Annotated in this window: 23 protein-coding genes and 1 pseudogene; 8 read left to right on the top strand and 16 right to left on the bottom strand. The window is 63.5% G+C overall.

The window, feature by feature from the left end; translation table 11 throughout:
• The 4 genes from AK81_RS29805 to AK81_RS21575 all read right to left on the bottom strand — a co-directional run.
• Positions 1-654, bottom strand: a 654-nt coding sequence (locus AK81_RS29805; protein WP_154100825.1) for a hypothetical protein, incomplete at its 3' end; no start/stop codon positions are given.
• 614 nt (positions 655-1,268) lie between these two features.
• Entirely contained in the window at positions 1,269-2,105 is an 837-nt protein-coding gene (locus AK81_RS21585; RefSeq protein ID WP_016499386.1) for a bifunctional allantoicase/(S)-ureidoglycine aminohydrolase, read from the bottom strand.
• Between the two features lie 106 nt (positions 2,106-2,211).
• Positions 2,212-3,603 carry an LLM class flavin-dependent oxidoreductase gene (locus tag AK81_RS21580; RefSeq protein WP_043202336.1) on the bottom strand — a complete coding sequence of 464 codons (1,392 nt, stop codon included), beginning with the start codon at positions 3,601-3,603 and terminating at the stop codon, positions 2,212-2,214.
• Positions 3,604-3,619: 16 nt separating this feature from the next.
• Positions 3,620-4,600, bottom strand: coding sequence for an aliphatic sulfonate ABC transporter substrate-binding protein (locus tag AK81_RS21575; RefSeq protein WP_043202335.1), 981 nt, complete (start codon positions 4,598-4,600; stop codon positions 3,620-3,622).
• A gap of 197 nt (positions 4,601-4,797) precedes the next feature.
• Between AK81_RS21575 and AK81_RS21570 the strand changes: the two genes are divergently transcribed.
• Entirely contained in the window at positions 4,798-5,679 is an 882-nt protein-coding gene (locus AK81_RS21570) for a hypothetical protein (RefSeq protein WP_043202334.1), read from the top strand.
• Here AK81_RS21570 and AK81_RS21565 read toward each other — a convergent pair.
• Positions 5,676-6,560: a DMT family transporter gene (locus tag AK81_RS21565; RefSeq protein ID WP_043202332.1), complete on the bottom strand. Its 885-nt coding sequence runs from the start codon at positions 6,558-6,560 to the stop codon at positions 5,676-5,678. The genes AK81_RS21570 and AK81_RS21565 overlap by 4 nt on opposite strands.
• A 170-nt stretch (positions 6,561-6,730) precedes the next feature.
• On the opposite strand from AK81_RS21565, the gene AK81_RS21560 reads away from it, so the two are divergent.
• Positions 6,731-7,402, top strand: coding sequence for a TetR/AcrR family transcriptional regulator (locus AK81_RS21560; RefSeq protein ID WP_043202331.1), 672 nt, complete (start codon positions 6,731-6,733; stop codon positions 7,400-7,402).
• A 123-nt stretch (positions 7,403-7,525) separates the two neighbouring features.
• Here the strand turns inward: AK81_RS21560 and AK81_RS29800 are convergent.
• Together AK81_RS29800 and AK81_RS21555 are read right to left on the bottom strand one after the other, a co-directional pair.
• A pseudogene (locus AK81_RS29800) lies at positions 7,526-7,603 on the bottom strand (DUF3077 domain-containing protein); the annotation flags it as partial.
• Between the two features lie 220 nt (positions 7,604-7,823).
• Complete coding sequence (locus tag AK81_RS21555; protein WP_043202330.1) at positions 7,824-8,831, bottom strand: GlxA family transcriptional regulator; 1,008 nt, start codon at positions 8,829-8,831, stop codon at positions 7,824-7,826.
• 160 nt (positions 8,832-8,991) lie between these two features.
• Between AK81_RS21555 and AK81_RS21550 the strand changes: the two genes are divergently transcribed.
• Together AK81_RS21550 and AK81_RS21545 are read left to right on the top strand one after the other, a co-directional pair.
• Entirely contained in the window at positions 8,992-9,462 is a 471-nt protein-coding gene (locus AK81_RS21550; protein ID WP_043202328.1) for a hypothetical protein, read from the top strand.
• 225 nt (positions 9,463-9,687) lie between these two features.
• Complete coding sequence (locus AK81_RS21545) at positions 9,688-9,900, top strand: PLD nuclease N-terminal domain-containing protein (RefSeq protein WP_043202327.1); 213 nt, start codon at positions 9,688-9,690, stop codon at positions 9,898-9,900.
• 44 nt (positions 9,901-9,944) lie between these two features.
• Here the strand turns inward: AK81_RS21545 and AK81_RS21540 are convergent, their stop codons facing one another.
• Entirely contained in the window at positions 9,945-10,271 is a 327-nt protein-coding gene (locus AK81_RS21540) for a hypothetical protein (RefSeq protein WP_043202325.1), read from the bottom strand.
• A gap of 189 nt (positions 10,272-10,460) precedes the next feature.
• Between AK81_RS21540 and AK81_RS21535 the strand changes: the two genes are divergently transcribed.
• Entirely contained in the window at positions 10,461-10,871 is a 411-nt protein-coding gene (locus AK81_RS21535; protein ID WP_043202324.1) for a RidA family protein, read from the top strand.
• A gap of 42 nt (positions 10,872-10,913) precedes the next feature.
• On the opposite strand, the gene AK81_RS21530 is transcribed toward AK81_RS21535, so the two are convergent.
• Positions 10,914-11,633: a TorF family putative porin gene (locus AK81_RS21530; RefSeq protein ID WP_043202323.1), complete on the bottom strand. Its 720-nt coding sequence runs from the start codon at positions 11,631-11,633 to the stop codon at positions 10,914-10,916.
• 81 nt (positions 11,634-11,714) lie between these two features.
• Positions 11,715-11,966: a hypothetical protein gene (locus tag AK81_RS21525; protein ID WP_043202321.1), complete on the bottom strand. Its 252-nt coding sequence runs from the start codon at positions 11,964-11,966 to the stop codon at positions 11,715-11,717.
• Between the two features lie 205 nt (positions 11,967-12,171).
• Between AK81_RS21525 and AK81_RS21520 the strand changes: the two genes are divergently transcribed.
• Both AK81_RS21520 and AK81_RS21515 read left to right on the top strand, forming a co-directional pair.
• Positions 12,172-13,551 carry a DUF3300 domain-containing protein gene (locus AK81_RS21520; protein WP_043202320.1) on the top strand — a complete coding sequence of 460 codons (1,380 nt, stop codon included), beginning with the start codon at positions 12,172-12,174 and terminating at the stop codon, positions 13,549-13,551.
• The gene (locus AK81_RS21515) at positions 13,548-14,441 is read left to right on the top strand and encodes a DUF2950 domain-containing protein (RefSeq protein WP_043202317.1); all 894 of its coding nucleotides are present in this window, start codon (positions 13,548-13,550) and stop codon (positions 14,439-14,441) included. Before AK81_RS21520 ends, AK81_RS21515 begins: the two co-directional genes overlap by 4 nt.
• A gap of 9 nt (positions 14,442-14,450) precedes the next feature.
• On the opposite strand, the gene AK81_RS21510 is transcribed toward AK81_RS21515, so the two are convergent.
• From AK81_RS21510 to AK81_RS21495, 4 genes are all read right to left on the bottom strand, one after another.
• A complete protein-coding gene (locus AK81_RS21510; RefSeq protein ID WP_043202315.1) occupies positions 14,451-15,407 on the bottom strand; it encodes a helix-turn-helix domain-containing protein in 957 nt (318 codons plus the stop codon).
• A gap of 147 nt (positions 15,408-15,554) precedes the next feature.
• The gene (gene capA / locus AK81_RS21505) at positions 15,555-17,639 is read right to left on the bottom strand and encodes a caprolactamase subunit alpha (protein WP_043202314.1); all 2,085 of its coding nucleotides are present in this window, start codon (positions 17,637-17,639) and stop codon (positions 15,555-15,557) included.
• 13 nt (positions 17,640-17,652) lie between these two features.
• Entirely contained in the window at positions 17,653-19,398 is a 1,746-nt protein-coding gene (gene capB / locus AK81_RS21500) for a caprolactamase subunit beta (protein ID WP_043202312.1), read from the bottom strand.
• Positions 19,399-19,702: 304 nt separating this feature from the next.
• Positions 19,703-20,557: a LysR family transcriptional regulator gene (locus tag AK81_RS21495; RefSeq protein WP_043202309.1), complete on the bottom strand. Its 855-nt coding sequence runs from the start codon at positions 20,555-20,557 to the stop codon at positions 19,703-19,705.
• A 92-nt stretch (positions 20,558-20,649) separates the two neighbouring features.
• Here AK81_RS21495 and AK81_RS21490 point away from each other — a divergent pair, with 92 nt between their 5' ends.
• Positions 20,650-21,078, top strand: coding sequence for a multidrug/biocide efflux PACE transporter (locus tag AK81_RS21490; protein ID WP_043202308.1), 429 nt, complete (start codon positions 20,650-20,652; stop codon positions 21,076-21,078).
• Between the two features lie 128 nt (positions 21,079-21,206).
• Here AK81_RS21490 and AK81_RS21485 read toward each other — a convergent pair whose 3' ends face one another.
• A complete protein-coding gene (locus tag AK81_RS21485; protein WP_043202306.1) occupies positions 21,207-22,226 on the bottom strand; it encodes a branched-chain amino acid aminotransferase in 1,020 nt (339 codons plus the stop codon).
• Positions 22,227-22,459: 233 nt separating this feature from the next.
• A complete protein-coding gene (locus tag AK81_RS21480) occupies positions 22,460-24,037 on the bottom strand; it encodes an ATP-binding cassette domain-containing protein (RefSeq protein WP_043202304.1) in 1,578 nt (525 codons plus the stop codon).
• Positions 24,038-24,142 lie beyond the last annotated feature (105 nt).

Here is a 24,142-nt window from a genome sequence, read left to right as displayed (position 1 = left end):
TTGTGGGTGGCTTCCACGCTGCTTGCGGTGCCTTTTTGCTTCGCCACGCCCGAGCCGTGCGCCGGGGTGTTGACCGAGAGCCGGCGCGCGGGTTTGCGCTTGCGCAGGCCAGCGTTGAGCTGGGCGAGCAGCCAGGCAATGCTGTTTTGTGTGGCCGGGTTGGCCAGCGCGGTGAGCATTTGCCGGATCAGCACGGCCAGGCCCTTGAGCACTTTGATGTGTGGCTGAACAAGTTTTACAACCAGGCCAGTGTTGCTCGCTGCCGCTTTGTAGCCCTCGGTCGCGCCGTACTGAAGCGCCCCGGCTGCGGTGCTGATGACCGCGCCGGCCCTGTCCAGCAGGCCCCAAAGGGAGGGTGACCACACCGATCAGGTTGATGCCCAGGCTGACCCAGTCCAGCGGGTCACTGGAGCCGGTCTTGGTCAGGTGGATGATGTCGCCCAGGGCATCGAACAGGGCGACGATGTTGCCGACCACTGGCACCGCGCCGGCCCAGGCCTTGACGGTGGCGAGGTCGATCTGATTGCCGCTGAGGTCCAGTAGCCACTCGTTGACGATCTTTTCGCCTTGGCCCAGGTCTTCAGCGACCAGATTGTTCAACGGGACGAGGGCGACTTCGCGTTCTTCGATTACTTTCTTGTCTTGTGCATTCATGTTTACAGCCCCCACCCTGTGAGGATGCTGAAGATAGAACGCATATCACTTGAGCTAATCATATGTTCTCCCGCTGTTGAATCCTTCGGGCAGGTTTGTAGAACCAGATCCATTTGTAGAACGTACGGCATAAGTTCACTAAAGGCGGTAGTGCGAAGTCCGTGATTATTCGCTAAGGACTCACCTCATGCTGTGTAGGGCGAATATCTGTAACAGTTTTTTATTAAGTGAAAAGTTACATTCGCAGTGTTAACGCGATGCAGTGTTCAGTACGTACCTCCGGACTTTAGGTTGTGAGAAGCCGCTCTGTTCGAGGGCTGGGCAGCAAGACGAAATGAGAGCATAAACGCATAAGGGGCAAGATTTTTGGGTGGGCTCGAAAATCAGAAGTATCTGTAAGAAAGTTCCTGCATGGTAACTATGTATTTAAACAATTTTATTGAAGGGGAATTAGATGAGGAATGAGTGCGGGGGATGAAGGCGTGAGTGCTTGCACGAACGGTGAGCGGCAGGAGGAGAGGTCTGAAAGTTGCTGCATATGCAAAAAGGCCGACATCCACAGCGCACTGTGTATGCCGGCCTTTCGAGGATGGGGGCCCACAGCCCCCGATGTGTTAACGCTTAGGGTTCAGCGTCAGGTGCACGTGACGGTTCACGTCTTTGTACAGCAGGTAGCTGAAGTTGCCTGGGCCGCCGGCGTAGCAGGCTTGCGGGCAGAAGGCGCGCAGCCACATGAAGTCGCCGGCTTCCACTTCGACCCAGTCCTGGTTCAGGCGGTATACCGCCTTGCCTTCCAGCACGTACAGGCCGTGTTCCATCACGTGGGTTTCCGCGAACGGGATCACGCCGCCCGGCTGGAAGGTGACGATGTTCACGTGCATGTCGTGGCGCATGTCGGCCATGTCGACGAAACGGGTGGTTTTCCAGCGGCCTTCGGTGCCCGGCATCTCGATGACGGTGGCGTTGTCGCGGTGGGTGACGAACGACTCCGGTACGTCCAGGCCTTCAACCTTCTGGTAGTGCTTGCGCAGCCAGTGGAAGGTGACGTTGGACTTGCTGTTGTTGCGCAGGCTCCACTCGGCGCCCGGGGCCAGGAAGGCGTAGCCGCCCGGTACCAGGGTGTGGTGCTTGCCTTCAACGGTGATGTCCAGCTCGCCTTCGACGATGAACACCACGGCTTCTGCATTAGGGTCCAGCTCAGGGCGCTCGCTGCCGCCTTCCGGGGCCAGCTCGACGATGTACTGGGAGAAGGTTTCGGCAAAACCGGTCAGCGGGCGGGCGATGACCCACATGCGCATCTTGTCCCAGAACGGCAGGTGGCTGGTGACGATGTCACGCATCACGCCCTTGGGGATGACGGCATAGGCTTCGGTGAACATGGCACGGTCAGTCAGCAGCTCGGTTTGAGCTGGGTGCCCACCGTGGGGGGCGAAGTACGAATGGTTCGACATGGACAATCTCGACTTGTTGTTCTCTCCCCGTGCCGTGAACCGCACCGGCCGGTGCGGCGCAGGGGATGTGGCAACAGAATAGGGTCGAGCGCGCGCCATCCACAAATTAAATGTTGGAATACCCGGTATTTGATCGCTGAATGTCGACCTGGCGCCCGGCGTGCTGTTCCGGCAGTCGATCGCCTTGGCCGAACAGTTTGTGGCGCAGGGTGCCTTCGGTGTAGCTCGACGGGTAGCGGCCACGGCGTTGCAGCTCGGGCACCAGCAACTCGACCACATTGGCCAGGTCGTCCGGCTGCACGGCGTAGGTCAGGTTGAAACCGTCGATACCGGTTTGGTCCAGCCAGCTTTCCAGCTGGTCGGCGACCTCGCTGGCGGCGCCTACCAGGACCGGGCCACGACCACCCAGGCCAACGAACTCGGCGGCCTCGCGTACGGTCCAGCGGCGGTTCGGGTCGGCGGCGGTAAACGCGGCCAGGGCTGCGCGGCCGGCGTCGTTTTCGACGTATTCGATCGGCGCATCGGGGTCGAGGCCGGCAAAGTCGATGCCGGTCCAGCCCGACAGCAGCGCCAGGGCAGCGTCCAGGTCGACGTAGCGACGGTATTCGGCGAAGCGGGCCTCGGCTTCTTCGCGGGTAGGGGCAACGATCAACAGCGCCTGGGCATAGATCAGCACTTCATCACGACCTCGCCCGGCGGCCTCGCTGGCCTGGCGGATGCCGTCGGCGTAGCGGCGCAACACGGTCGGGGTCGGGCCGCTGATGAACACGCATTCGGCGTGGCGTGCGGCAAACTGCTGGCCGCGTGCCGAAGCGCCGGCCTGGAACAGCACCGGCGTGCGCTGCGGTGACGGCTGGCACAGGTGCATGCCGGGCACCTGGAAGTGCTCGCCCACATGGTTGATCGGGTGCACCCGGGTTGGCTCGATGTAGCGCCCGCTGTCGCGCTCCAGCAGCACCGCGTCGTCGTCCCAGCTCTTCTCCCACAGCTTGTACAGCACCTGCAGGTATTCCTCGGCCAGGTCGTAACGCTGGTCGTGGCCCAGCTGGCGCGCCAGGCCGAGGTTGCGGGCGGCGCTGTCGAGGTAGCCGGTGACGATGTTCCAGCCGACCCGGCCATTGCTCAGGTGGTCGAGTGTGGACATACGCCGGGCGAAGGGGTAGGGGTGCTCATAGGTGAGCGAGAAGGTGACGCCAAACCCCAGATGCTCGGTGACCCCGGCCATGGCCGGCACCAGCAGCAGCGGGTCGTTGACCGGTACCTGCACGCCACCGCGCAGGGCGGCTTCAGGGCCGCCCTGGTAGACGTCGTAGATGCCCAGCACATCGGCAATGAACAGGGCGTCGAACAGCCCGCGTTCCAGCAAGCGGGCCAGGTCGGTCCAGTAGCTCAGGCGGTTGAAGGCCACGCTGGTATTGCGTGGGTGGCGCCACAGGCCAGGGGACTGATGGCTGGCGGCGTTCATGCTGAACGCGTTGAAGCGGATCGGGCGGGGCATGTCAGGTGCGCTCCGCTCAAGGCAACACGGATGCCGGGTAAACCGCGTCGGCCACCTGCAACTTGTGTGGAATCAGGCCCAGGCCCTGGAAGGTGTCAGCCAGTTTCTGTTGTTCGGCGACAATCTGCGGGGTGATGGCCACGGCGTTGTAGTTACGGCGCTCGCTGGCCACTTCCAGCACGTTGGCGTTGATGCCTAGCTGCGGGGCCAGCAGTGCTGCGACTTCTGCGGGCTTGGCGTTGGCCCACTGGCTGACCTTGCCCAGCTCGGTAAAGAAGGTTTTCAGCAGCGCACGGTGCTGGTCGGCATAGCTGGCGGTGGACAGGTAGAAGGTGCGGTTGTTGGACAGGCCGCTGCCGTCACGCAGGTTTTTCAGGCCTGGCTGGCTTTCTGCTGCGGCGAGGAACGGGTCCCACAGGGTCACGGCCTGCACGCTACCCGACTGCAGGGCGGCCACGGCATCGGCGGCATTGTTGACGTAGGCGGGGGTGATGTCCTGGTAACTCAGGCCGGCCTGTTCCAGCGCGACGGCCAGCAGGTACTGGGCGTTCCAGCCTCGGCCGGTGGCTACGCGTTTGCCTTTCAGGTCCTGCACGCCGGCCACATGGTCCTGCTCGCGCACCACCAGGCCGATACCACGTGGGTAGGGCTGCTCGGCGGCCAGGTACACCACCGGTTTGCCGGCGGCCTGGGCGAACACCGATGGGGCGTCGGCGGCGTGGCCAAGGTCGATGGCGCCGGTGCTCAGGGCTTCGAGCAACTGCGGTCCGGCGGCAAATTCGTGCCAGCTGACCTTCACGCCTTGCGGGGCCAGGGCCTTTTCCAGGGCTCCGCTGCCTTTGAGGATGTTGATGCTGTTGAACTTCTGGTAACCGATGCGCAGGGTCTTGGCGTCGTCGGCCAGGGCTTCGGACCAGGGCAGCAGGGCGCTGGCGACACTGGCCAGCAGACCGCCGATCAGCAGGCGGCGCAGGGGGGAGAAGGCACGGATTGGCATGGGGTTGCTCCTTGAAACCGGGTGGGAAGCGATGCGCCCAGACTAAGGAGGTGGCGATTGGCTTTCAATTTTTATATTCCGTTTCGTTAGATTGTTTTGTTATTTTTATATCCTTTTGTTTTGTAACGGTTTGCATTCTTTCGACATTTTTTTCACATCCGCTTGCTAGCATCCCCGGCATTCCCAAGGAGCCCTACATGCCGCAATTCCTGCGCAAGCGCAGCACCCGCATCGCCCTGACCGCCACTACCGGCGTGCTCACCGCCACCTTGGGTTTCTTCGCCTGGCAGAGTTTCTACCCGGTCCAGGCTGCCACTGGTTGGGGTGTCGAGGTGCTGCATCGTGATGTGGCCAAGGCCGCATCGCTGTTGCCGCAAGCGGATGGCAGCCTGCTGGTCAGCCGCGAGCTGGACGATGGCCTTGGCAGCATCCTCAAGATCACCGCGACCGGCGAACGTGTCGTGGTGGTCGACAATCTGTCCAAGCCCGATGGTATGGTCGCGGCACAAGGCGGATGGGTGTTCAGCCAGGAAGGCGGCCAGGCGCCTGTAAGCCTGGCCCGCGATGGCCAGGTTACCCATCTGTTCGACGGTGAAAGCGTGCAGGGCCTGTGGAATGACGGCGACCACCTGTATGCCATCGAGGACCGCAAGGGCAATGGCCGCCTGATGCGTTATGACTGGGCCAGCGGCCAGCTTGATGTGCTGCGCTCCGGCCTGACCGAAACCGAAGGCCTCACCCGTTGTAACGACGGCCGCTTGCTGTACACCGAGAAAGCCAACGGCAAGGTTCGCGCCCTGTCTGACGATGGCAAGGACCCGGTGGTGGTTGATGGCCTGCGCAACCCGACCTTCCTGTTCTGCGACCAGCGTGGCCTGTGGATCAGCGAAGACAACACCCACCGCGCACGCTTGTTGCTAATCGATGCTGACGGCGTCCAGCACACCATGCTGACCTTCCTCAAGGCGCCGCAGTCGATCGTGGCGGACGGCAAGGGCGGTTACCTGCTGGCCGAAGGCGGGCGCAATCGCGTGCTGCAACTGACCCCGCCACCGGCGCGCGACACCGCCCAGCGCTAGCTCGGCAGGCGCTGCTTGCGCCCTGGCAGCAGGCCCAGCACCAGCATGCAGCCAAGCAGAATCACCAGGCCACCCGCCGCCTGCAACAGGCTGAGGGCTTCATTGAGAAACAGCGCACCCACCAGCACCGCCACCAGCGTGACCACGAATTCCACGCTGATGGCGCGGGTGGCGCCGATCCGTGCCACCAGGCCGAAGTACAACACGTAGGTGGTGGCGCTCATCACGGCGCCGCTGATCAGCAGGTAAAGCCAGTCGCCTGCTTGTGGCACGCTGGGCACCGGTACCACCAGCAACAGCGGCAAAGTCAGCAGCCCGCCCGCCAGAAACGCACCGCCGGTGACCGTCCACGGGTCCTGGCCGCGCAGGTGCAGGCTGGCGTAATTGCTGCCGTAGGCGGCGCTGATGGCACCCAACAGCGAGGCGATGCAGCCGTGGATGAAATCGTCATCGACCGGCCTGGCCGGAAAGCCGACCAGTATGGCGATGCCGACAATGCCCAGCAGCAGCCCGGCCAGGCTTTGCGGGGTTATTTTCTCCAGCCCCCAGACCCGCCCGATCAGCATCGAGAACAGCGGAATGGTGGCGACAAAAATCGCCGCCATCGCCGTGCCGATGCGTGGGGTGGCGTACGACATGCCGATCAGTTGCCCGGCCACCGTGGTCGCGCCCACCACCAGCAAGGGTACCAGCAGCGGGCGCAGGCGCAGCGGGCGGCCCAGCAGGGCTGCGAGGGCCGCCAGGGTGCCGCTGGCAATCAGTGCACGCAGGCTGACCGCGCCCACCCAGCCGAAGGCATGCACCACCTTGAGCAACACCAGGAACGAAAAGCCCCAGGCGATGGCCAGGAACAGGTAGGCGGCGAGGTCGCGCGGTTGCATGAGGCAGGGTCCATCCAGGGCAGGGGCAGGCAGGCTAGCGGGTTGCACGGCGCGATATCAAGGCCGGCCAGCCGCAATGCATTATGGCTACCCGACCAACAGCGTGCTTCCCTGCATGGCTGCGCTCGCGGATAATCCCCCGTATTCCAATAAATAGCCTGTGAGTGGGTATGAGTGATTCCGTAGTCAGCCTTGGCCAGCCTGAAACCGAAGGGGGGCGCAAAACGCGCAAGAACAACCCCGAGAAAACCCGCGAGGACATCCTCCAGGCAGCCATCAACGAGTTCGTCCAGCAAGGGCTGGCCGGCGCGCGCGTCGACGCCATCGCCGAGCGCACCGCTACCTCCAAACGCATGATCTACTACTACTTCGGCAGCAAGGAACAGCTGTACTGCGAGTGCCTGGTGAAGTTGTACGGCGACATCCGCAAGACCGAGCAAAGCCTGGACCTGGAGTCGTTGCCGGCTGAGCAGGCGATACGCCGGCTGGTCGAGTTCACCTTCGATCACCATGACCGCAACGTCGATTTCGTGCGGATCATCTGCACCGAAAACATCCATTATGGCGAGTACGTCAAGCAGTCGCCGGCGATCCGCGAAATGAGCAGCCTGGTGCTCGAAGCCCTGGGCAACACCCTGCACCGTGGCGTGGAGGAAGGCGTATTCCGCGCCGGCATCGAGGTGATCGACCTGCACATGCTGATGAGCTCGTTCTGCTTCTACCGGGTGTCGAACCGCCATACCTTTGGCGAGATCTTCCAGATCGACCTGTCTGACGACCAGGTCAAGCTGCGCCACAAAGCCATGATCTGTGACGCCGTGTTGCGCTATATCCGCGCCTGAGTAGGGCGGTAGGTATTCGGCGCCCATGAAACCGAGCGCCGCGTGGGTGGAGCTCGGTTTAACAGGCGCAGAAACTGCTGCGGCGAACACCTTGCAGCCTTCTCACACCCTGAAGGTAAGCCCTCACTGCTTCATGCCCAACTCAGCATCATCCATCAGCGCCTTGGCCATAGCGCTTAGGTAGAGAGCGGCCCATGTCATTGTTCAATCCCCTGAAAACTCTCGACTGCCTGGGCCGGCCCCTTCGCGGGCTCGCCCGCTCCCACAGGTCCTGTGCAAACCTTGCGGGCTGTGGTGATCCTGTGGGAGCGGGCATGCCCGCGAAAGGGCCGGCCCTGGCAGCACATTAATCAGCTTTAATGCGAAGTTCTGGGCGGGGAAACGCCCTACAAGGAAGGGGTTAAATCTGAGTTTTTCCCACTCACTCGCCCAGCCGTTGCTCGCGCGACGGCGGGTAGCCGAAGTACGCCGCATAGCACTTGCTGAAGTGCGATACCGAAACAAACCCGCAAGCCACTGCCACTTCCATCACCGACAGGTCGGAGTACTGCAGCAGCCGGCGGCTTTTGGTGATGCGCAGTTCCATGTAGTAGCGCCGTGGCGAGGTGCCCAGCTGCGCCTGGAACAGGCGGTCGATCTGCCGGCGTGAGCGCCCGCTGTAGGCGGCCAGTTGGTCGAGGCTGAGGGTTTCCTCCAGGTTGTTCTCCATCAGCTCGACGATGGTGCGCAGGTGCAGGCTCATGGACTTCTTCGCCCCCGGGCCGACCTGGCGGTAGCGGGCCCCGGAGAACGACAGGATTTCCTCCACGCCTTCGGCCAGCCCGTCGCCATACAGCCGGCGCACCAGGCCCAGCATCAGCTCCATGGCGCCATTGGGGCTGGCGGCGCTGAGGCGGTCGCGGTCGAGGGTGAAGCTGGCCGGGGTGATGCGGGTTTGCGGGCTGCGCTCGGACAGGCTGGCGCGCTGCTCGGGGTGGATACTGCAGCCATAGTCGTCCAGCACCCCGGCGCGGCCAAGGAACCAGGCACCGTTCCACAGGCCACCCAGGGCCATGCCGTGGGCGGCGCAGTCGTCCAGCAGGCGATCGAGTTCAGGGTACTTCAGTGGGGTGCGCAAACCGCCGCAGATCACCAGCAAGTCCAGTTCTTTCAGCGCCCCGGCGGACAGCTCGGTGGCCACCAGTTCCAACCCCAGGTCGCTGGTGACCCGGTCGCCATCCATCGACAGCGGGGTGAACTGGAAACTGTCGCCGCGCAGCAGGTTGGCCGTGACCAGCACGTCCATGGCCACGGTGAAGCTGGCCATCGAGAAGTGTTCGAGCAGGACGAAATCAACCCGATAGGGGGCCTGGGCATTGGCGCTGGTGGATTTCAGCCGCAGCATGTTGCTGGTGCTGGTCTTCTTGCTGAACTGACGTGGCGTGGGCACTCTGGACTCCGCTTCCTGGCTGGCCCGCAGAGTGTGGCGGGTGGCCGGGGGAAAGACAATGTCCCGGGTGGCTGTGTCGTATTTCAGGTCGTGTTCAGGCAACCTGTCTGGCTTGGCCTTTTGCCGCCCTGTTGCCCCACTGTCACTGAGGACGCCCCTGATGAAGTACGCCGTTGCCCTGTTGTTCTGCCTGTTGCCGCTGCTGGCCAATGCCCTGGAACCGGGCGAGAAACTGGCCCCGTGGACGCTGCTCGACCAGCACGACCAGGCCTACAGCCTCGATACCGGCACGCACATCCTGCTGGTAGCCCGCGACATGGACGGCGCCAAGTTGGTCAAAGCGGCGTTGGCCGAGCAACCCAAGGGCTACCTCGAGGCGCGTGATGCAGTGTTCGTTGCCGACATCCAGCGCATGCCGGCGCTGATCAGCAAGCTGTTCGCCATCCCCGCCATGCGCGATTACAGCTACCGGGTGCTGCTCGACCGTGAGGGAGATGTGGCCAGCCGTTATCCCGGGCAGGAAGGTCAAGTTCAGTGGTTGCAGCTAGAACAGGGCGTGCTGGTGAGCCAGCGGGCGTTTGCCGATGCAGCGGCGTTGAAGGCAGCGCTCGAGCGCGCCCCACAGCATTGACGGCAGGACGCCGACCCTTGTAGGAGCGGCCTTGTGTCGCGATGGGCTGCAAAGCAGCCCCCTACCATCTACAGCAAGGCAAATATCCTGGGGCTGCTGCGCACCCCATCGCGACACAAGGCCGCTCCTACAACGGTTCGCGATGCCATACTGTTGGTCAAATCAATCTGAACCCTCAACGCTATCGGTAACCCAACGCATTACATGCCAAACGGGAGAGCGCTCATGGAAATAGGAACGATCTGGATCACCATCGCAGCCTTGGTCATCCTGATGGAAATCTGGGCCATCTGGCACATCATCGGCAGTGACCGGCGCGCCGAGCGCAAGATGCTGTGGATCGTATTCGTCGTCTACGCACCCTTCCCGGGGTTGTTGTTCTGGGCCTGGCGCGGGCCGCGGGCGGTGAAGGGCAGGGCGGTCCTCCAGGAAAAATGACGGTTTCCGGCATCAGACGCGGGGGCGCCTGATGCCACCGATATTCATTTGGGCAGGATGTCGAAGCGAATGGCTGGGCCCAGCCCGTCAACCATCAGGCAGCCGTAGAATTTCACGGTCGAGAGCACCTGCAGCTGCCTGAGTGCTTCATGGATGTAATCGTGCAGCAGCTTTTCAGCTTCGCGCTTGCGGTCTGCGAGGATGGTGCTTTTAAGCGTGATCATGCCGAGCAGGGTGGTTTCGATCTGCTCGACGGTGTCCAGGCCGAGCTTCTCGCGCAGGTGCAGGCGTGCCTGCGCGGCATCGGCTTCATCGTAGGCAGGGTTGTGCGGCTTGATGGTATAGGCCAGCTGAAAATCATATTTGCTCATGCGCTTTTCCTTGTGACGTACAGGCCTCCATGCCGGGTCTTGCAATCTACTGCCTGACGGCCATCGCGCAAACAGACGCGTGGTTCAAGCATGGCAATGCATTGTGCGAAATGTCCTACCCTGCGCTTGACCTCGAGTTAACTTCAGGTCCGATACTCCGCCACTCTTCCAACCGAGTGAGTGCTTGTCGTGACCCAATCAACTGCATTTCAGCTGAGCAACACAGAGGGCCTGTACGACCCCAGTGGCAATGCCTATTCCCATGTTGCCGAAGTGCGCGCTGACAGCCGCCTGCTGTTCATCGCCGGCCAGGGCGGGGAGGACGGCAACGGCCAGTTGTCGCCATTGTTCGCCGAGCAGGCCCGCCAGGCGCTGGCCAACCTTGAACTGGCCTTGGCGTCCAAAGGCGCCAACCTGGCCCAGGTGTTCAAGCTGACACTGCTGATTGTCGAGCACTCCGAGACGCGCCTGGGCCAATGGGTGGCCGAGGCCGACAGGGCCTGGGGCCCGAACATGAAACCGACCTGCACGCTGATCCCGGTACCCCGGCTGGCACTGGACGGCATGCTGGTGGAAATCGAGGCTATGGCGGCGCTGTAGCTGAAGCACTGGGCGGTATTGCCCTGCGCTGGCACCACGGCGCTAGAAGAAACTGCGCTGGGCCTTGAGCGTGACCACGCTGTCGCAATAGGTGTTGATGCCCGAATACGCGTCGCAACCGCCGCCACTGAGATTGGAGTTGCTGTAGATCAGGTTCAGGTCGATGCCAAGCCAGGGCCGCGACAGCTCCAGCGACCAGTCGGAAAAGGCATTCACCTGGCTGCCGTCGCCAATGGTGAAAGGGGTGCCCAGGCGATGATGGGCGAGCTTGACGGTCAGGTCGGCATCAAACAGCGGTAGTTGGCCAAAGTCGGCGAACAGGGTGCCGGTGCGGTTGCCGGGGTTGTCGCGCAGCGCGCCGCCGAAGCGGTTGCCCAACAGCGAGATGCCACCGTAAAGGGCGTAGCTGTCGGGGCCTGCGATAGTCGGCTGGCTGTAATGGATCAACCCCACTTCATAGCCCAGGCTGCTGTCGAAATGGTGCTTGTAGCCCAGGTAGCTGTCCAGGCGCAGGGTCGAGTTGGGGGTGACGCCCGTGCTGGGGGCGTACTGGCCCAGGTACCAGCCACTGGGGTGGCTGAAATCGAGACCACCGTGGAATGCGCCGACGGCACTGGGTGAGATAAGGCCTTGGGCCATGCTGCGCGAGGGTGTGGTGCCGAGTGTGAAGTCGAAGTCGCCCAGTTCGCGTTTTATCTGCTGGGCCATCAACACTGGGCTGAACAACAGTGCAGCACTCAGCAACAGAAGGGGCCTGGTCATGGTCTCCATCCTGGAAGGCTTGCGGTTGAGCGGTAGAGGATACCTGCGCAGGTGGAAGGAGGGAACCTTTGCCTGCCCCACTCAGCCTTTGGTCGAACGGTCTGCGTCGGCGGCTTCGGTCACCACGGGCAGGTTGCCGGCACGCTGGATCACCCGCCGTTGCTGCTCATAGTCGTCCAGGGACAGGCCGCGGCGCTGCAACGCTTCCAGTTGCAGCTGGCGGGTCTCTTCGGCGCTGTACGCACGCAGTTCAGGGTGGTTGGCACAGCCTGCCAGTACAGCAATGCTGGTTGCGGCCAGGGCAGTGAGGAAGAGGCGGGCCTTGGTGTTCATCGAGCAGCTCCGGAATGCAGGGGATTCGCCAGGTTCGAATCGATGGAGCTAGGTTATTAAGCCTGCGCGATCAGTAGAAATTGCCTTGTTCGATAGTCACTATTGACGCAAGCATCAGTGCTAAAAGTTTGCGCTCTCACATGTGGCCAAAAGCATCGCCATTGCTACCCTTAACCCACGCGATCTGACCTGTTGGGGATAAGCGATGCGCATGCCATTGTTTGCTTTGCTGTCGGCGCTGATGTGCCTGAACGCGGCGCCCGGCCTGGCGCTGGCGCAAGACGTACCAGCCCCCGACCCGGCCCCGCAAACCGACACGGTTGCGGCCAAGACCCCGGTGTTCACCCAGGAGCAGCTGGACCAGATGCTGGCGCCGGTTGCGTTGTACCCCGATCCGCTGCTGGCCCAGGTACTGATGGCGGCCACTTACCCGGGGCAGGTGAACGAAGCTGTGACCTGGTCCAAGGCCAACCCCAAGGCGTCGGGCGATGATGCGGTGAAACAGGTGGCGAAGCAGCCGTGGGACCCGAGCGTGCAAGCGCTGGTCGCCTTCCCGCAGCTGCTGGCGACCCTGGGCCAGGACCCGGTGTGGGTGCAGCGCCTGGGTGATGCCTTTCTGGCGCAGCCCGACGATGTCATGGGCGCGGTGCAGCGCTTGCGTCACCAGGCACAGGCGGCCGGCAACCTGCAAAGCAACCAGTACCAGAACGTGACCGTGCAGGCCGCCCCGGCAGCACAGGCTGCCAGCAGCCCCCCATCCACCATCATCATTCAGCCGGCCGACCCGCAAGTGGTGTACGTGCCCAGCTACAACCCGACTACCACCTATGGTACCTGGGCCTACCCGGCTTCACCGCCCGTGTACTACCCGCCGCCGCCGATGTACTACCCAGGTTCCGCGCTGGTGGCCGGCCTGGCCTTTGGTACCGGTGTGGCGATCGTCGCCTCGTTGTGGGGCGACTGCGACTGGGGCAACAATGACATCGACATCGACGTCAACCGTTACAACAACATCAACGCCAACAACCGCATCACCAACAACCAGAACAAATGGCAGCACAATGCCGCGAATCGCGAAGGCGTGCCTTACCGCGATACCCGCAGCCGCCAGCAGTATGGCCGCCAACTGGACGGCGCCACCCAGCGTACTGCCTTCCGTGGCGACGACGCGCAGCGGGCGCAGGCTCGGGACAAGGCCCGGGCCTCGATGGACCGCGCAGGTATCGAACGGCCGGCCACCGACAACCGCCAGGCACGCCAGCAAATGCGCGAGGCGCAGGCCGGCAATTCGGTCGGCAACCGCATGCAACCCCGTGGCGACAATGCCAGAGCAACCGACCGTCGCCAGGAAACACGCAATGGCCAAGGCCGGCAGGTGGCACAGAACCGGCCGGCCAACAGCGGCGGCCGGGCGCGTAACAATGCCTTTGACGGCGTGCGCTCGCCCGCGCGCACCAATATGCAGGCCGACCGCGGTCGTACCAGCCAGTCGTTTGCCCAGCGGCCCAGTGCATCACGTGCCGCCGGCCACCAGATCTCCCGGCCCAGTGCGCCAATGCGTCGCGGCGGAGGAGGCCGTCGATGAACCGTCCAGTATTTGCAGCCATGCTGCTTGCGGCATGCGTGGCATGGGCTTCCCTGGCGGCTGCCCAGGAAGCCTTCCCAACGCCGGAGAAGGCCGTGGAGTCCTTCGTTGCGGCGCTGGGCACGGAAAAGGCCGATGAAGCCCGCCTGGCCCAGTTGCTGGGTGATGACTGGCGCACCTATATCCCGCGTGGTGGTGTGCAGCGCAGCGATGTGGACACTTTTCTGGAGCAGTATCGCGCGCAACACAGTATCGACATGGCAGGCGAGGGCAAGGCCATCCTGGCGGTGGGCAGTGGTCACTGGAAATTGCCCATTCCGTTGACCAAAAGCAGCCAGGGCTGGCGCTTCGACCTCAAGGCCGGCAGCGCCGAAATCCGCGCCCGGCGCATCGGCCGCAACGAGCTGGGTGTTCTGCAGTCGCTGCTGGCCTATCACGATGCGCAAATGGACTACGCCGCCGAGGACCATAACGGCAACGGTGCGCTGGAGTACGCGCAAAAAATCTTCAGTGAGCCTGGCAAGCATGACGGCTTGTACTGGGATGACGACGGCGATGGCCAGGTCAGCCCCCTGGGGCCGCTGTTTGGCCAGGATGTGGTGGGTGACGACTGGTATGGCTACCACTTCCGCATCCTCGACGCACAAGGCCCGTCCGCCCCGGGTGGCGCCTACAGCTACCTGATCGGCAATCAGATGAGCCGTGGCTTCGCCATGGTCGCCTGGCCGGCCAAGTACGACGACACCGGGGTGATGAGCTTCATGATCAGCCATGATGGCCAGGTGTTCGAGAAAGACCTCGGGCCGCACGGCGACAGGCTGGCCAAGGAGATGAAGCGCTTCGACCCGGATGACAGCTGGAAGGTGGTGGATGTGGCGGCAGAGGATTAAGCCCGCAAATCACTGCAATCGCGCAGCCCTGACTTCTCGCGCCGTGCACCCATAGTGCTGGCGAAACGCCCGGGTGAATTGCGCCTGGTCGGTAAAGCCCCAACGGAATGCCAGCTCGCCAATGGCCAGGTGGCAATGCGGGTCGCGCAGTTGGCGGTGCACGGCCTCCAGGCGCTGTTGGCGCACCCACTCACCAAGGGTGTAGGGCGTAATCGCGAACAGCTTGTGCAGGTAGCGCAACGACAGCCCGCAGGCGCTGGCGATGGTTTGTGGCGACAGTTCGGGGTCGCCCAGATGTTGCTGCACATACTGCTCGACCCGAGTCAGGTGCAGGGTGCTGAGGTTGTTGCCTTCGCTGCCCAGTACTCGCTCATCCTGTTGCAGGGCCAGCAGCAGTGTGGCCGAAGCCTGTTCCAGCAGTAGATGACGGGCAGCTGCGGGGCTTGCGTCGAAATGGCGGGCGCACAGGTCCAGTTGCTCTACGAAGATGCGCCCCAGGCCTTGGCTGGCATCGAAGCAATGCCGGGTGTAGCGTTTGTGCCCCAGCAGGTTGGCCTTGAGTGCCCGCTCGGGCAGCTTGAGCACCCACAGGTCGTTCTGCGTGCCGTAATGGAAGCGGTAAGGCGCATCGCCGCGCTCGACGATGAACCCCCCCGGGCTGCAACTGAGTGGGTGACCGTCCTGTTCGAAGTGCACTTCGCTGCTGCGCGGCACCGTCACCAGGTAGAACGCCTCATGGTCCTGGCCGACGTGCGCCTTGCTGCGCGAGTAGCCCAGCGGGCTGGAGCGCAGGCGTGAAAGGCTGAGTGGCGTACTGGGCGTGCTCCAGCGCTGCAGGTGGCCATCGAATGGCTGCTCGCTGGCAAACTCCAGGCTCAACGGGAAATAGGTTTCATTGATGGCTTCGGCCCAGCGCGCCTGGCGTTCCGGCTGCGGCCAGCCATGGGTCGAGAGTTCTGTGGGCATGGTGGGTCCTTTTTCAAAGAGGGCAGCATTGAAAAAAGGAACTGCAGGCAAGCTACTCAAGCAGCTCTTGTTATTGTGCAAACCGCCCGGCAGCGCAAGGCTGCCGGGCGGCTTCAGGCCCATGATCGGCGCACGCCGACCGTTTGATCAAGCCCCGCGTGTCACCCGGTAGGTGGCCGAAGGCTCCAGGCGCGCCCGCCAGCCGGGTGGCAGGACGATGTTGGTGGTGTCTTCTTCGATTACGCAGGGGCCCTGCACGGTCTGCCCCGGCAGCAGGCGGTTGCCGTTGAACACCGGCGTGGGCTGCCATTCGCCCTCGGCACTGAACAGCATCGGCCGGACACCATCCGGGGCAGGCGCGGGTGGTTGGGCCGGGCCCTGCAACTCGGGCTGTGGCGGACGCGGCAGGTGACCAATGACTGAACACTCCAGGTTCACCAACTCCACCGGGCTGTCGGGCTCGCTGTACGAATACAGGGTCTGGTGGCGGCTGTGAAAGTGGCTGATCAGTGCGGCCAGGCCCGCGTCATCCAGTGCATGCTGCTGCAGCTCCACGCTGCATTCATGGATCTGCCCCAGGTAGCGCATTTCCAGGGTGTAGTGGCAGCTGCTGGCCTGGTCGCCAAAACCGTCTTCACGCAAGTTTGCCAGTCCTTGTTGACGTAGCTCGGCAAGTGCCTGGTTAAGCTGCGCCAGGTCCACGTGCCCGGCGTCCAGCCGCATCGACAGGCTGGTGAGCTGGTCGTAGCGCACATCGGACAGGATCTGGCCGAATGCACACAAGCCTGAGGCCACCTTGGGGATCAACACGGTCTGCATGCCGATTTCCTCGGCCAGGCGCACCACGTGCATGCCCGCTGCGCCACCTGCGCCGATCAGGGCGAAGTCGCGCGGGTCGTGGCCGCGTTCGATGGACACGCGGCGAATGCCGTTGACCATGTTCAGGTTGACCAGGGTGGTGATGCCGAACGCTGCGCGTTCCACGCTGATACCTAACGGTTCGGCAATCTTGCTGCGGATAGCGTCCAGTGCGGCCTGGCGGTTCAGGCGGATGCTGCCGCCCAGTAGCGCGCCGTCGGGCAGGTAGCCCAGGGCCAGGTTGGCGTCGGTTACCGTGGGTTCGCTACCGCCTTTGCCATAGCACACCGGCCCAGGCATGGCACCGGCGCTGCGTGGGCCGACCTGAAGCATGCCGAACTCGTCCAGGTGGGCGATGGAGCCGCCGCCGGCACCCAGGGTTTCCACCTGGATCATCGGCACGCCGATGCGCTGGCGCAGGAAGTCCACGTCCTTGCTGAAGTTGGTGCGCCCGGCGTTGGTCAGGGTGATGTCGAACGAAGTGCCGCCCATGTCCACGGTAATGACATTGTCGATACCGAACGGCCTCGCCACCGCCAGCCCCGCCTGTGGCGCCGAGGCGGGGCCGGAGTTGATCGCATTGACGGCGCGCTCGCGCATCAGGTGCCCGGGCGCCAGGCCACCGTTGGACTGGAAATAGCGCACTGGCTGCTGCGCGCCAAGCTCCTGGAACAGGCTGTCGATGCGCGCCACATAGCGCGCCATCACGGGGCTGAGGTAGGCGTTGACCACGGTGGTGGAGGTGCGGGTGTACTCGCGAATCTGTGGGAACACCTCGCAGCCGGTGCAGACGAACACCCCGGGCAGGGCGGCCCGTACCAGCTCGGCGGCGCGCTGCTCGTGGCTGGGGTTGCGCACCGACCACAGGAAGGAAATGGCCACGGCCTGCACGCCTTCGGCACGGAAGTAGTCGATGGCGTCATGAATGGCGCGCTCGTCCAGCGGGCTGTGCTCACGGCCATCACCGAGGATGCGGCCACCAACCGGGCGGCGCAGATGGCGCGGGGCAAGCATGTGAGCCGGCGGGTAATGGGCGTCGTAGCGGTGGCCTTCTTCCTTGTGACCCAGGCGGATTTCCAGGCTGTCCTCATGGCCTTCGGTGCACAGCAGGCCCACCTTGACCCCGGTGCGCTCGATCAGCGCGTTGAGGGCCACCGTGGTGCCGTTGATGCACAGGTCGCAGTTGGCGATCAGCTCGGCCGGGCTGCGCCCGGTGGCGTCGGCGATCTGCGCCAGGCCGGCGCGAATGGCCAGGGTGCCATCCTGCGGCGTGGACGGGGCCTTGAACAGCTGCACGCCGCCATCGCGGTCGGCCAGGATGAAATCGGTGAACGTGCCGCCGGCGTCGATGCCCAGGCGATATTGATTACGCATGATGGTTCTCCGGTCAGCGCGGGGCGCGGGCAAGGCGGGTTGCGGTGTCGTCGAGGTGGCCATCGTCATCGAGGACCACGCCATACTCCAGGGCTGCCCCTTGTGGCGAGACCAGGCCGTTGCGCACATCCTCCAGTACTGCTGCGACCGGACGGCGCAGCGGGTCGCCGTAGCCACCACCACCGGGGTTGATGTTGATGATGCGTTCACCGGGCTGCAGGGTGAGCATCGGGTTCTGCGTGTAATGGTCTTCGCTGCCATCGGCGTGGCGGTGGATCAGCCGACCCAGCTTGGGCTCGAGCAGGGCATTGCGTGCCCCGGCGGCACCCGCGGTGGGCAGTTGGCGTCCCTCGCCGAAGCCGACCACGGTCATGGCGTGGTCAAGCGGTTCGATCTCCAGGCGGGTGCCCGAACCACCGCGCAATTCACCGGCGCCGCCACTGTCGGCCATCAGGCTGTAGCGGTGGATCAGCACCGGATAGGCGTGCTCAAGCAGTTCGATGTCGCCGCTCATCAGCGCCCCGAAGCAGCACAGCGGACCGCAGGCGTGCCAGCCATCCATCACCTGGTTGGCACCGGCACCGGAAATGATCGAGGCCAGCACCATCGTCACGTACTCGCTGTTGCCGTTGCGCGGGTCGTGGCCGGCGATGTTGATGCCGCTGGTGTGCCCCCAGGAGGCCGTTACCCGCTGTGGTGAGGCTTGCTCCAGCGCGGTGCGCACGGCATCGGCCAGGGTCTCCATCGGCGTGGTGGTGCAGTTGACGTGGGGCGCCGGTTCTTCGGCGTTGCACAGGGTTCCACTGGGCCCGACATCGACCGTGACGCAGCGGTACAGGCCTTCGTTGTAGGGCGGTGCCACCTGGGCGAACATCATCAGCCCCAGGTAAACGCCCGACACCGAGTTGCCCTCGTAGGAGTTGATGAAGTAGGGCACCTGCGGCGGGCTGTCGATACGCACGTGGGCCTGGTCGCCACGAATCTTCACATGGGCGGTGATGGCCAGTTCCCCCAGGCCGTGGCCGGCATCTTCGAGCACGGCGGTGCCGCTGTAGTCACCGTCCGGCACGTCGCGCAACAGCGCGCGCATGTGCCGGTCGGCCATGTTCTTCAGCTCGGCAATGCAGGCACGTACTTGCGCCACGCCGTACTTGTCCAGCAGCGCCAGCAAGTGCCGCTCGCCGACCTTGCAGGCGCCGTACTGGGCATTGAGGTCGCCTTCCTGATAGGGGCGGGCGCGCATGTTGGTGAGCATGAAGTTGATCACGTCTTCGCGGCGCTTGCCCTTTTCCCACAGCTTGACCGGAGGAATGCGCAGGCCTTCGGCGTAGATCTCCTTGGCGTCCGGGTTATAACCAGCCGGTACCGGGCCGCCGATGTCGGTCAGGTGGCCTTTGCACACGGTCCAGAACACCAGTTCGCCCTTGTAGTACACCGGCTTGTACATGCAGCAGTCGAGAATATGGCTGCCTTTGTAAGCCGGGTCGTTGTGGTAGATCACATCGCCTTCGGCGATGTCGTCGCCGAAGAACCCGGCCACGCACTTCATGGCCGGGATCAGCGAGCCCAGGTGGATGGGAATGTCCTGGCCTTGCAGGATCATTTCCGGCAGGTGGTCGAACAGCGAGTTGGAATAGTCGTGGGCCAGGTTGAACACACTGGAGCGCCCGGTCTTTTCCAGGGTCAGGGTCATTTCGCGTTGCGCTGTCTCCAGCGCACCCCGGACAACCGCAAGGGTGATCGGATCTACTGTCTGCATAGGTCACCAACGTTTGTTCTTGTGCTTTGGGTGCGTGCCGCGGCAGGGCGGCGCGTGGTGACAGGCTACGGGGCAGGGCGGGGGAAGGCTTGTCGCTGGGTGTACTGGTTGTTGTGTCAGGGCGCACTAGCGGGGCTGGCTTGAAAAACTGGGGGCGCTTTGCGCCCCTTTCCGACCGGTCCGGCGCCCCGGCAAGGCCGCTCCCACAAGAGAAAGCAATCCAGCGGGCCAACGCTGTACCTGTAGGAGCGGCCTTGTGTCGCGATGGGCTGCGCAGCAGCCCCAAATGCTGGCAGGTAAAGACCTACTGCCCCAGCATCTGCCGTACCAGCCATTGCCCCGCTGGCCCAAGCGCCCGCCGGCTCGACCAGGCCACATCCATATCCACCCGGCGCGGGTAACCCGCTATCTGCAACTCCACCAGCTCATTGCCAAACCGCGCCACCAGCGCCCTGGGCAGTTCGGCCCAGCCAAACCCGCGCACGGCAAACTCCAGCAGGGTGAGGTAATCCGGTGCCGACCAGGCCTGGCCACGGCCGTGGTGCAGGCTGGGGGCGTAGGTTTTGATGTAGAGCTGCCGCGCGTTTTCAAGGTGTTGCGTTTGCACCGTTTTCAGGCCCGCCAACGGGTGCCCGCTGGCCACATACACACCGAACTCCGCCTGCTCGGGCAAGCGCGCCACGGCAACGTCGGCGGGGTAGCTGGGCTGCGTGGCTAGAATGCCGACATGGGCCAGGCCCTGCTGGATCATGTCGATCACATCGGCGTCTTCCGCCGGGCCGCAGCGCAATTCGGTGTGCGGGTAGTGCTGGGCGAAGCGGGCCATTACCGCGCCCTGGAAGGTGACGCTGTAGCTGTCCGACATCACCACCGAAACCAGCGCCTCGACGTGCTGCCCCAGCCTGACCGCCAGCGCATCCAGCTGGGCGCTGGCGTCCAGGATCGCTTCGACATGGCTCAGCACCTGCCGGCCAGCTTCGTTCAGCGTGGGGTGGCGGCCACCGCGATCAAACAGCGGGCAGCCGATATCGGCCTCGAAATTGGCGATGGCGATGCTGATCGTGGACTGGCTTTTGCGCAGTTTGCGCGCCGCTGCAGAAAAAGAGCCTAGCGATGCTGCTTCAACAAAGGCGACCAGAGCTTCGGGTGAGTAGCGCATGGTATTGATAAAACCGATGGTAGCTATGTCGCGAGTATCAGTTCTATCAAAGAAAATAGGAAGCACGACTCACGCAATGGATGGAATTTGCAATGAAAACGGTCTCTTTCACCGAACGCCTGGTTCACGCCGTTGGTTACGAAGTATTCGCTGTACTGCTGTGTGCGCCACTGTTGTCCTGGGTGATGGGCAAATCGCTGGCAACGGCGGGGGCACTGGCGGTAACCCTGTCGCTGATCGCCATGTTGTGGAACATGGTCTACAACGCGCTGGTCGATCGCTGGGTGCAGACTGAGCGCATCCACTGGAAGGCCAGTGCGCGCTTTGTGCACGGCCTGGGCTTCGAGGCTGGGCTGGTGGTGTGGTGCCTGCCGGTGGCGGCGTGGATGCTGGATATTTCGCTGCTGCAGGCGTTCATGGTGGAGCTGGGTTTTTTCGTGATCATTCTGCCCTACACCGTGCTGTACAACTGGGCCTTCGACAAAGCCCGGCACCTGCTGATGCAGCGTCGCCTTGCATAACTCTCCTGTGGGAGCGGCCTTGTGTCGCGAAAGGGCCGCAAGGCCGCTCCCACATTTTCTCGAGTCGTCCAACAAAAAACGGGGCATGCCATTGCTGGCATGCCCCGTTTTCATACAGCTGATGCGCCTCAGGCGACCTTGACGATCCAGCCTGCCGGTGCTTCAACATCACCGCTCTGGATGCCGGTCAGCTCGTTGTAGAGCTTCTGGGTAACCGGGCCGACCTTTTCCAGGTCGTGGAACACGTGCAGCTTGCCGTTGTACTCGATACCGCCGATCGGGGTAATCACCGCAGCGGTACCGCAAGCGCCGGCTTCGATGAAGCGGTCCAGCTTGCTGATTTCGACGTCGCCTTCGATCACGGTCAGGCCCAGGCGCGATTGCGCCAGTTCCATCAGCGACAGGCGGGTGATGCCTGGCAGCACCGAGGCCGATTTCGGGGTCACGAACTCGTTGTTGCCGGTAATGCCGAAGAAGTTGGCCGAACCGACTTCCTCGATCTTGGTGTGGGTCAGCGGATCGAGGTAGATGGCGTCGGCGAAGTTGGCCTTCTTGGCTTCAGCGCCTGGCTGCAGGCTGGCAGCGTAGTTGCCACCGACCTTGGCTGCGCCGGTGCCTTGTGGAGCGGCGCGGTCGAAGCTGGAGATCTGGAAGTTGTGCGGCTTCATGCCGCCCTTGAAGTACGAGCCAACCGGAATGGCGAAGACCGAGAAGATGAACTCGGGGGCGGTGCGCACGCCAATGTTGTCACCGGTGCCGATCACGAACGGGCGCAGGTACAGGGCGCCTTTGCCGTGCGGTGGCACGAACTTTTCGTTGGCCTTGACCACTTGCTTGCACGCTTCGATGAACACATCGGTCGGCACGTGCGGCATCAGCAGGCGGGCGCAGCTGCGCTGCATGCGGGCGGCGTTCTGGTCCGGGCGGAACAGGTTGATCGAGCCGTCCTTGCAACGGTAGGCCTTGAGGCCTTCGAAGCATTGCTGGCCGTAGTGCAGGGCCGTGGAGCCTTCACTGATGTGCAGGACGTTGTCGTCGGTCAGGGTGCCCTTGTCCCACTCGCCATTGCGCCATACGGACAGGTAGCGTTTGTCGGTTTTGATGTAGTCGAAACCCAGCTTGTCCCAGTTAATGCTTTCGTTGCTCATGACACCCTCATTGTCTTGCAAGTGCCCGATCGCTCGGGCTGCTGTTATATGCGCACCACGTCACCATAATACATCCATCGCGGATCGGGAACGGCCAGTCACGAATTGATAGCCTGCGATGCATTATTCTCGGTCCGCGGTCGTTGTAGGAGCAGCCTTGTGCTGCGAAGAGGCCGGTCCATTGGATGCAATTGTGTCGCCAGTACCGGCCTCTTCGCAGCACAAGGCTGCTCCTACAAGTGCAGGTAGCCATGCAGGGCCAGGTTTTCCAGCAGTACCGCATCATGGGACGCCACCATCAGCGCCCCACGAAACCGCCCGAGCATGTGCTCCAAGGCTGCCAGTGATGGCAGGTCCAGGTGGTTGCCGGGCTCGTCCAGCAGCAACAGGTCGAGTGGCCGCTCGCGGTACAGCACGGCGGCCAGCGCGGCCTTCATCCGCTCGCCTCCGCTGAGCAGGCTGCTGGGCAGTTCGATACGGGCCGCATCCAGGCCCAGTTGCGCCAGGCGGCTGCGCAATTCGCCCTGGGCCAGCACCGGGTTGGCCTGGCGCAGGTGTTCGAGCACGCTGATGTGGCCTGGTAGCGTGCTGCAGTGCTGGTCGAGCAGGGCAGTCTCGCCACTGAGGCGTAACTGGTCGGGCGATGCCGGTAACGCTCCGCTCAGCAGCCTGAGCAGGGTGGACTTGCCACTGCCATTGGCGCCGACCACGCCCAGCCGCTGGCCCTGGCACAAGCGCAGGTCAAGCGGTTTGCGGGTGCCTCGGGGCAAGCGAAGTGCCTGCACGGCCAGCACTTCGCGGCCCGCATGACGCTGTGGCGTGGGGGCATGCAAGGTAATTGCACTGGATTGCTCGACCTCGCGGGCGGCGTCCCGCACTTGGCTCAGCAGGGCTTGCCGGGCATCGCGATGGTCGCGGCGCTGCTTGCCCGCTGTGGCCTGGCTGCGCTCCTGCTGGCGGTCGACCAGGATTTTGGCCTGGTTGGCATGCCTGGCTTGCCGCCCGGCCCTTGCCTGATGGCGTTCCAGTTCTTCGCGCTGGCGCTGCAGTTCACGGGCCTGGCGTTGCTGCTCCTGCTTCAGTCGGGCAAGTTGCTGCTCGGCCTGCGCTGCCTGGCTGGCTTTTTGGGCTGCATAGAAGCTGTAGTTGCCGCCATAGGCCTGCAACCCCAGGCTGGATAATTCGACGATGCGCGCCATGTGCCCCAGCAGGCTGCGGTCGTGGCTGATCACCAGCAAGCCCCGGTCCCAGTCCTCGATCATGCCAAGCAGCTGGGCACGGGCGTCGTTGTCCAGGTGATTGCTCGGTTCGTCGAGGATCAGGTAGTCGGCATCGCTGAGCCATGCGCCAATGAGCGCCACGCGCATGGCCTGGCCACCGCTCAGGCTATGTACGGGCTGGCGCCAGTCGAGTTGACCCAGGCCATGGCGCTGCAGCTCTACTTGCAATTGCTCGCGGATATCCCAGCGCTCGCCAACGGTGTCGAAATCCTGGGGGTTGATGCTGCCGTGCTCGATGCGCTCCAGCGCCGCAACCACCGAGCCCACCTGGGCCAGGTCGGCAAGCGTGGCGCTGCGCTCGATTACCTGCTGGTTCAGCAGGTGGACAAGGCCAAGGCGCCGGCAATGGCCGCTGCTCGGTTCACGCTGGCCGGCAAGAACCTGCCCAAGCAGGCTCTTGCCCACGCCATTGCGCCCGACCAGGCCGGTGTGGCGTTGGTCGAAGGTTTCGTTAAGGTCGGTGAACAGCAGCCTGCCATCAGGCAAGGCCAGGGAGACGCTGTCCAGCGTCAGGATTGACGTGTTCGTCATGCACAACTCCACAAATGCCGCGACATCTCCGGAGTGAACCGGAGGCTGAAGACTGGCCGTCAAACGGACGGCGGCATCAATGGCGCATTGGACGAACACCTCGTA

This window comes from Pseudomonas putida W15Oct28, assembly GCF_000708715.2.
Taxonomy (GTDB): Bacteria; Pseudomonadota; Gammaproteobacteria; order Pseudomonadales; family Pseudomonadaceae; genus Aquipseudomonas; species Aquipseudomonas putida_R.
Note: the sequence above shows the minus strand (reverse complement) of the source record. Positions and strands in the feature narration are given on the sequence as shown.

Coding starts and splice junctions, on each gene's coding strand:
- AK81_RS21560 (WP_043202331.1), top strand. CDS start 6,731: ATGAGTGATTCCGTAGTCAGCCTTGGCCAGCCTGAAACCGAAGGGGGG.
- AK81_RS21565 (WP_043202332.1), bottom strand. CDS start 6,560: ATGCAACCGCGCGACCTCGCCGCCTACCTGTTCCTGGCCATCGCCTGG.
- AK81_RS21540 (WP_043202325.1), bottom strand. CDS start 10,271: ATGAGCAAATATGATTTTCAGCTGGCCTATACCATCAAGCCGCACAAC.
- AK81_RS21510 (WP_043202315.1), bottom strand. CDS start 15,407: ATGCCCACAGAACTCTCGACCCATGGCTGGCCGCAGCCGGAACGCCAG.
- AK81_RS21485 (WP_043202306.1), bottom strand. CDS start 22,226: ATGAGCAACGAAAGCATTAACTGGGACAAGCTGGGTTTCGACTACATC.
- AK81_RS21570 (WP_043202334.1), top strand. CDS start 4,798: ATGCCGCAATTCCTGCGCAAGCGCAGCACCCGCATCGCCCTGACCGCC.
- capA (WP_043202314.1), bottom strand. CDS start 17,639: ATGCGTAATCAATATCGCCTGGGCATCGACGCCGGCGGCACGTTCACC.
- AK81_RS21490 (WP_043202308.1), top strand. CDS start 20,650: ATGAAAACGGTCTCTTTCACCGAACGCCTGGTTCACGCCGTTGGTTAC.
- AK81_RS21550 (WP_043202328.1), top strand. CDS start 8,992: ATGAAGTACGCCGTTGCCCTGTTGTTCTGCCTGTTGCCGCTGCTGGCC.
- AK81_RS21585 (WP_016499386.1), bottom strand. CDS start 2,105: ATGTCGAACCATTCGTACTTCGCCCCCCACGGTGGGCACCCAGCTCAA.
- AK81_RS21575 (WP_043202335.1), bottom strand. CDS start 4,600: ATGCCAATCCGTGCCTTCTCCCCCCTGCGCCGCCTGCTGATCGGCGGT.
- AK81_RS21580 (WP_043202336.1), bottom strand. CDS start 3,603: ATGCCCCGCCCGATCCGCTTCAACGCGTTCAGCATGAACGCCGCCAGC.
- capB (WP_043202312.1), bottom strand. CDS start 19,398: ATGCAGACAGTAGATCCGATCACCCTTGCGGTTGTCCGGGGTGCGCTG.
- AK81_RS21495 (WP_043202309.1), bottom strand. CDS start 20,557: ATGCGCTACTCACCCGAAGCTCTGGTCGCCTTTGTTGAAGCAGCATCG.
- AK81_RS21545 (WP_043202327.1), top strand. CDS start 9,688: ATGGAAATAGGAACGATCTGGATCACCATCGCAGCCTTGGTCATCCTG.
- AK81_RS21515 (WP_043202317.1), top strand. CDS start 13,548: ATGAACCGTCCAGTATTTGCAGCCATGCTGCTTGCGGCATGCGTGGCA.
- AK81_RS21530 (WP_043202323.1), bottom strand. CDS start 11,633: ATGACCAGGCCCCTTCTGTTGCTGAGTGCTGCACTGTTGTTCAGCCCA.
- AK81_RS21520 (WP_043202320.1), top strand. CDS start 12,172: ATGCGCATGCCATTGTTTGCTTTGCTGTCGGCGCTGATGTGCCTGAAC.
- AK81_RS21525 (WP_043202321.1), bottom strand. CDS start 11,966: ATGAACACCAAGGCCCGCCTCTTCCTCACTGCCCTGGCCGCAACCAGC.
- AK81_RS21480 (WP_043202304.1), bottom strand. CDS start 24,037: ATGACGAACACGTCAATCCTGACGCTGGACAGCGTCTCCCTGGCCTTG.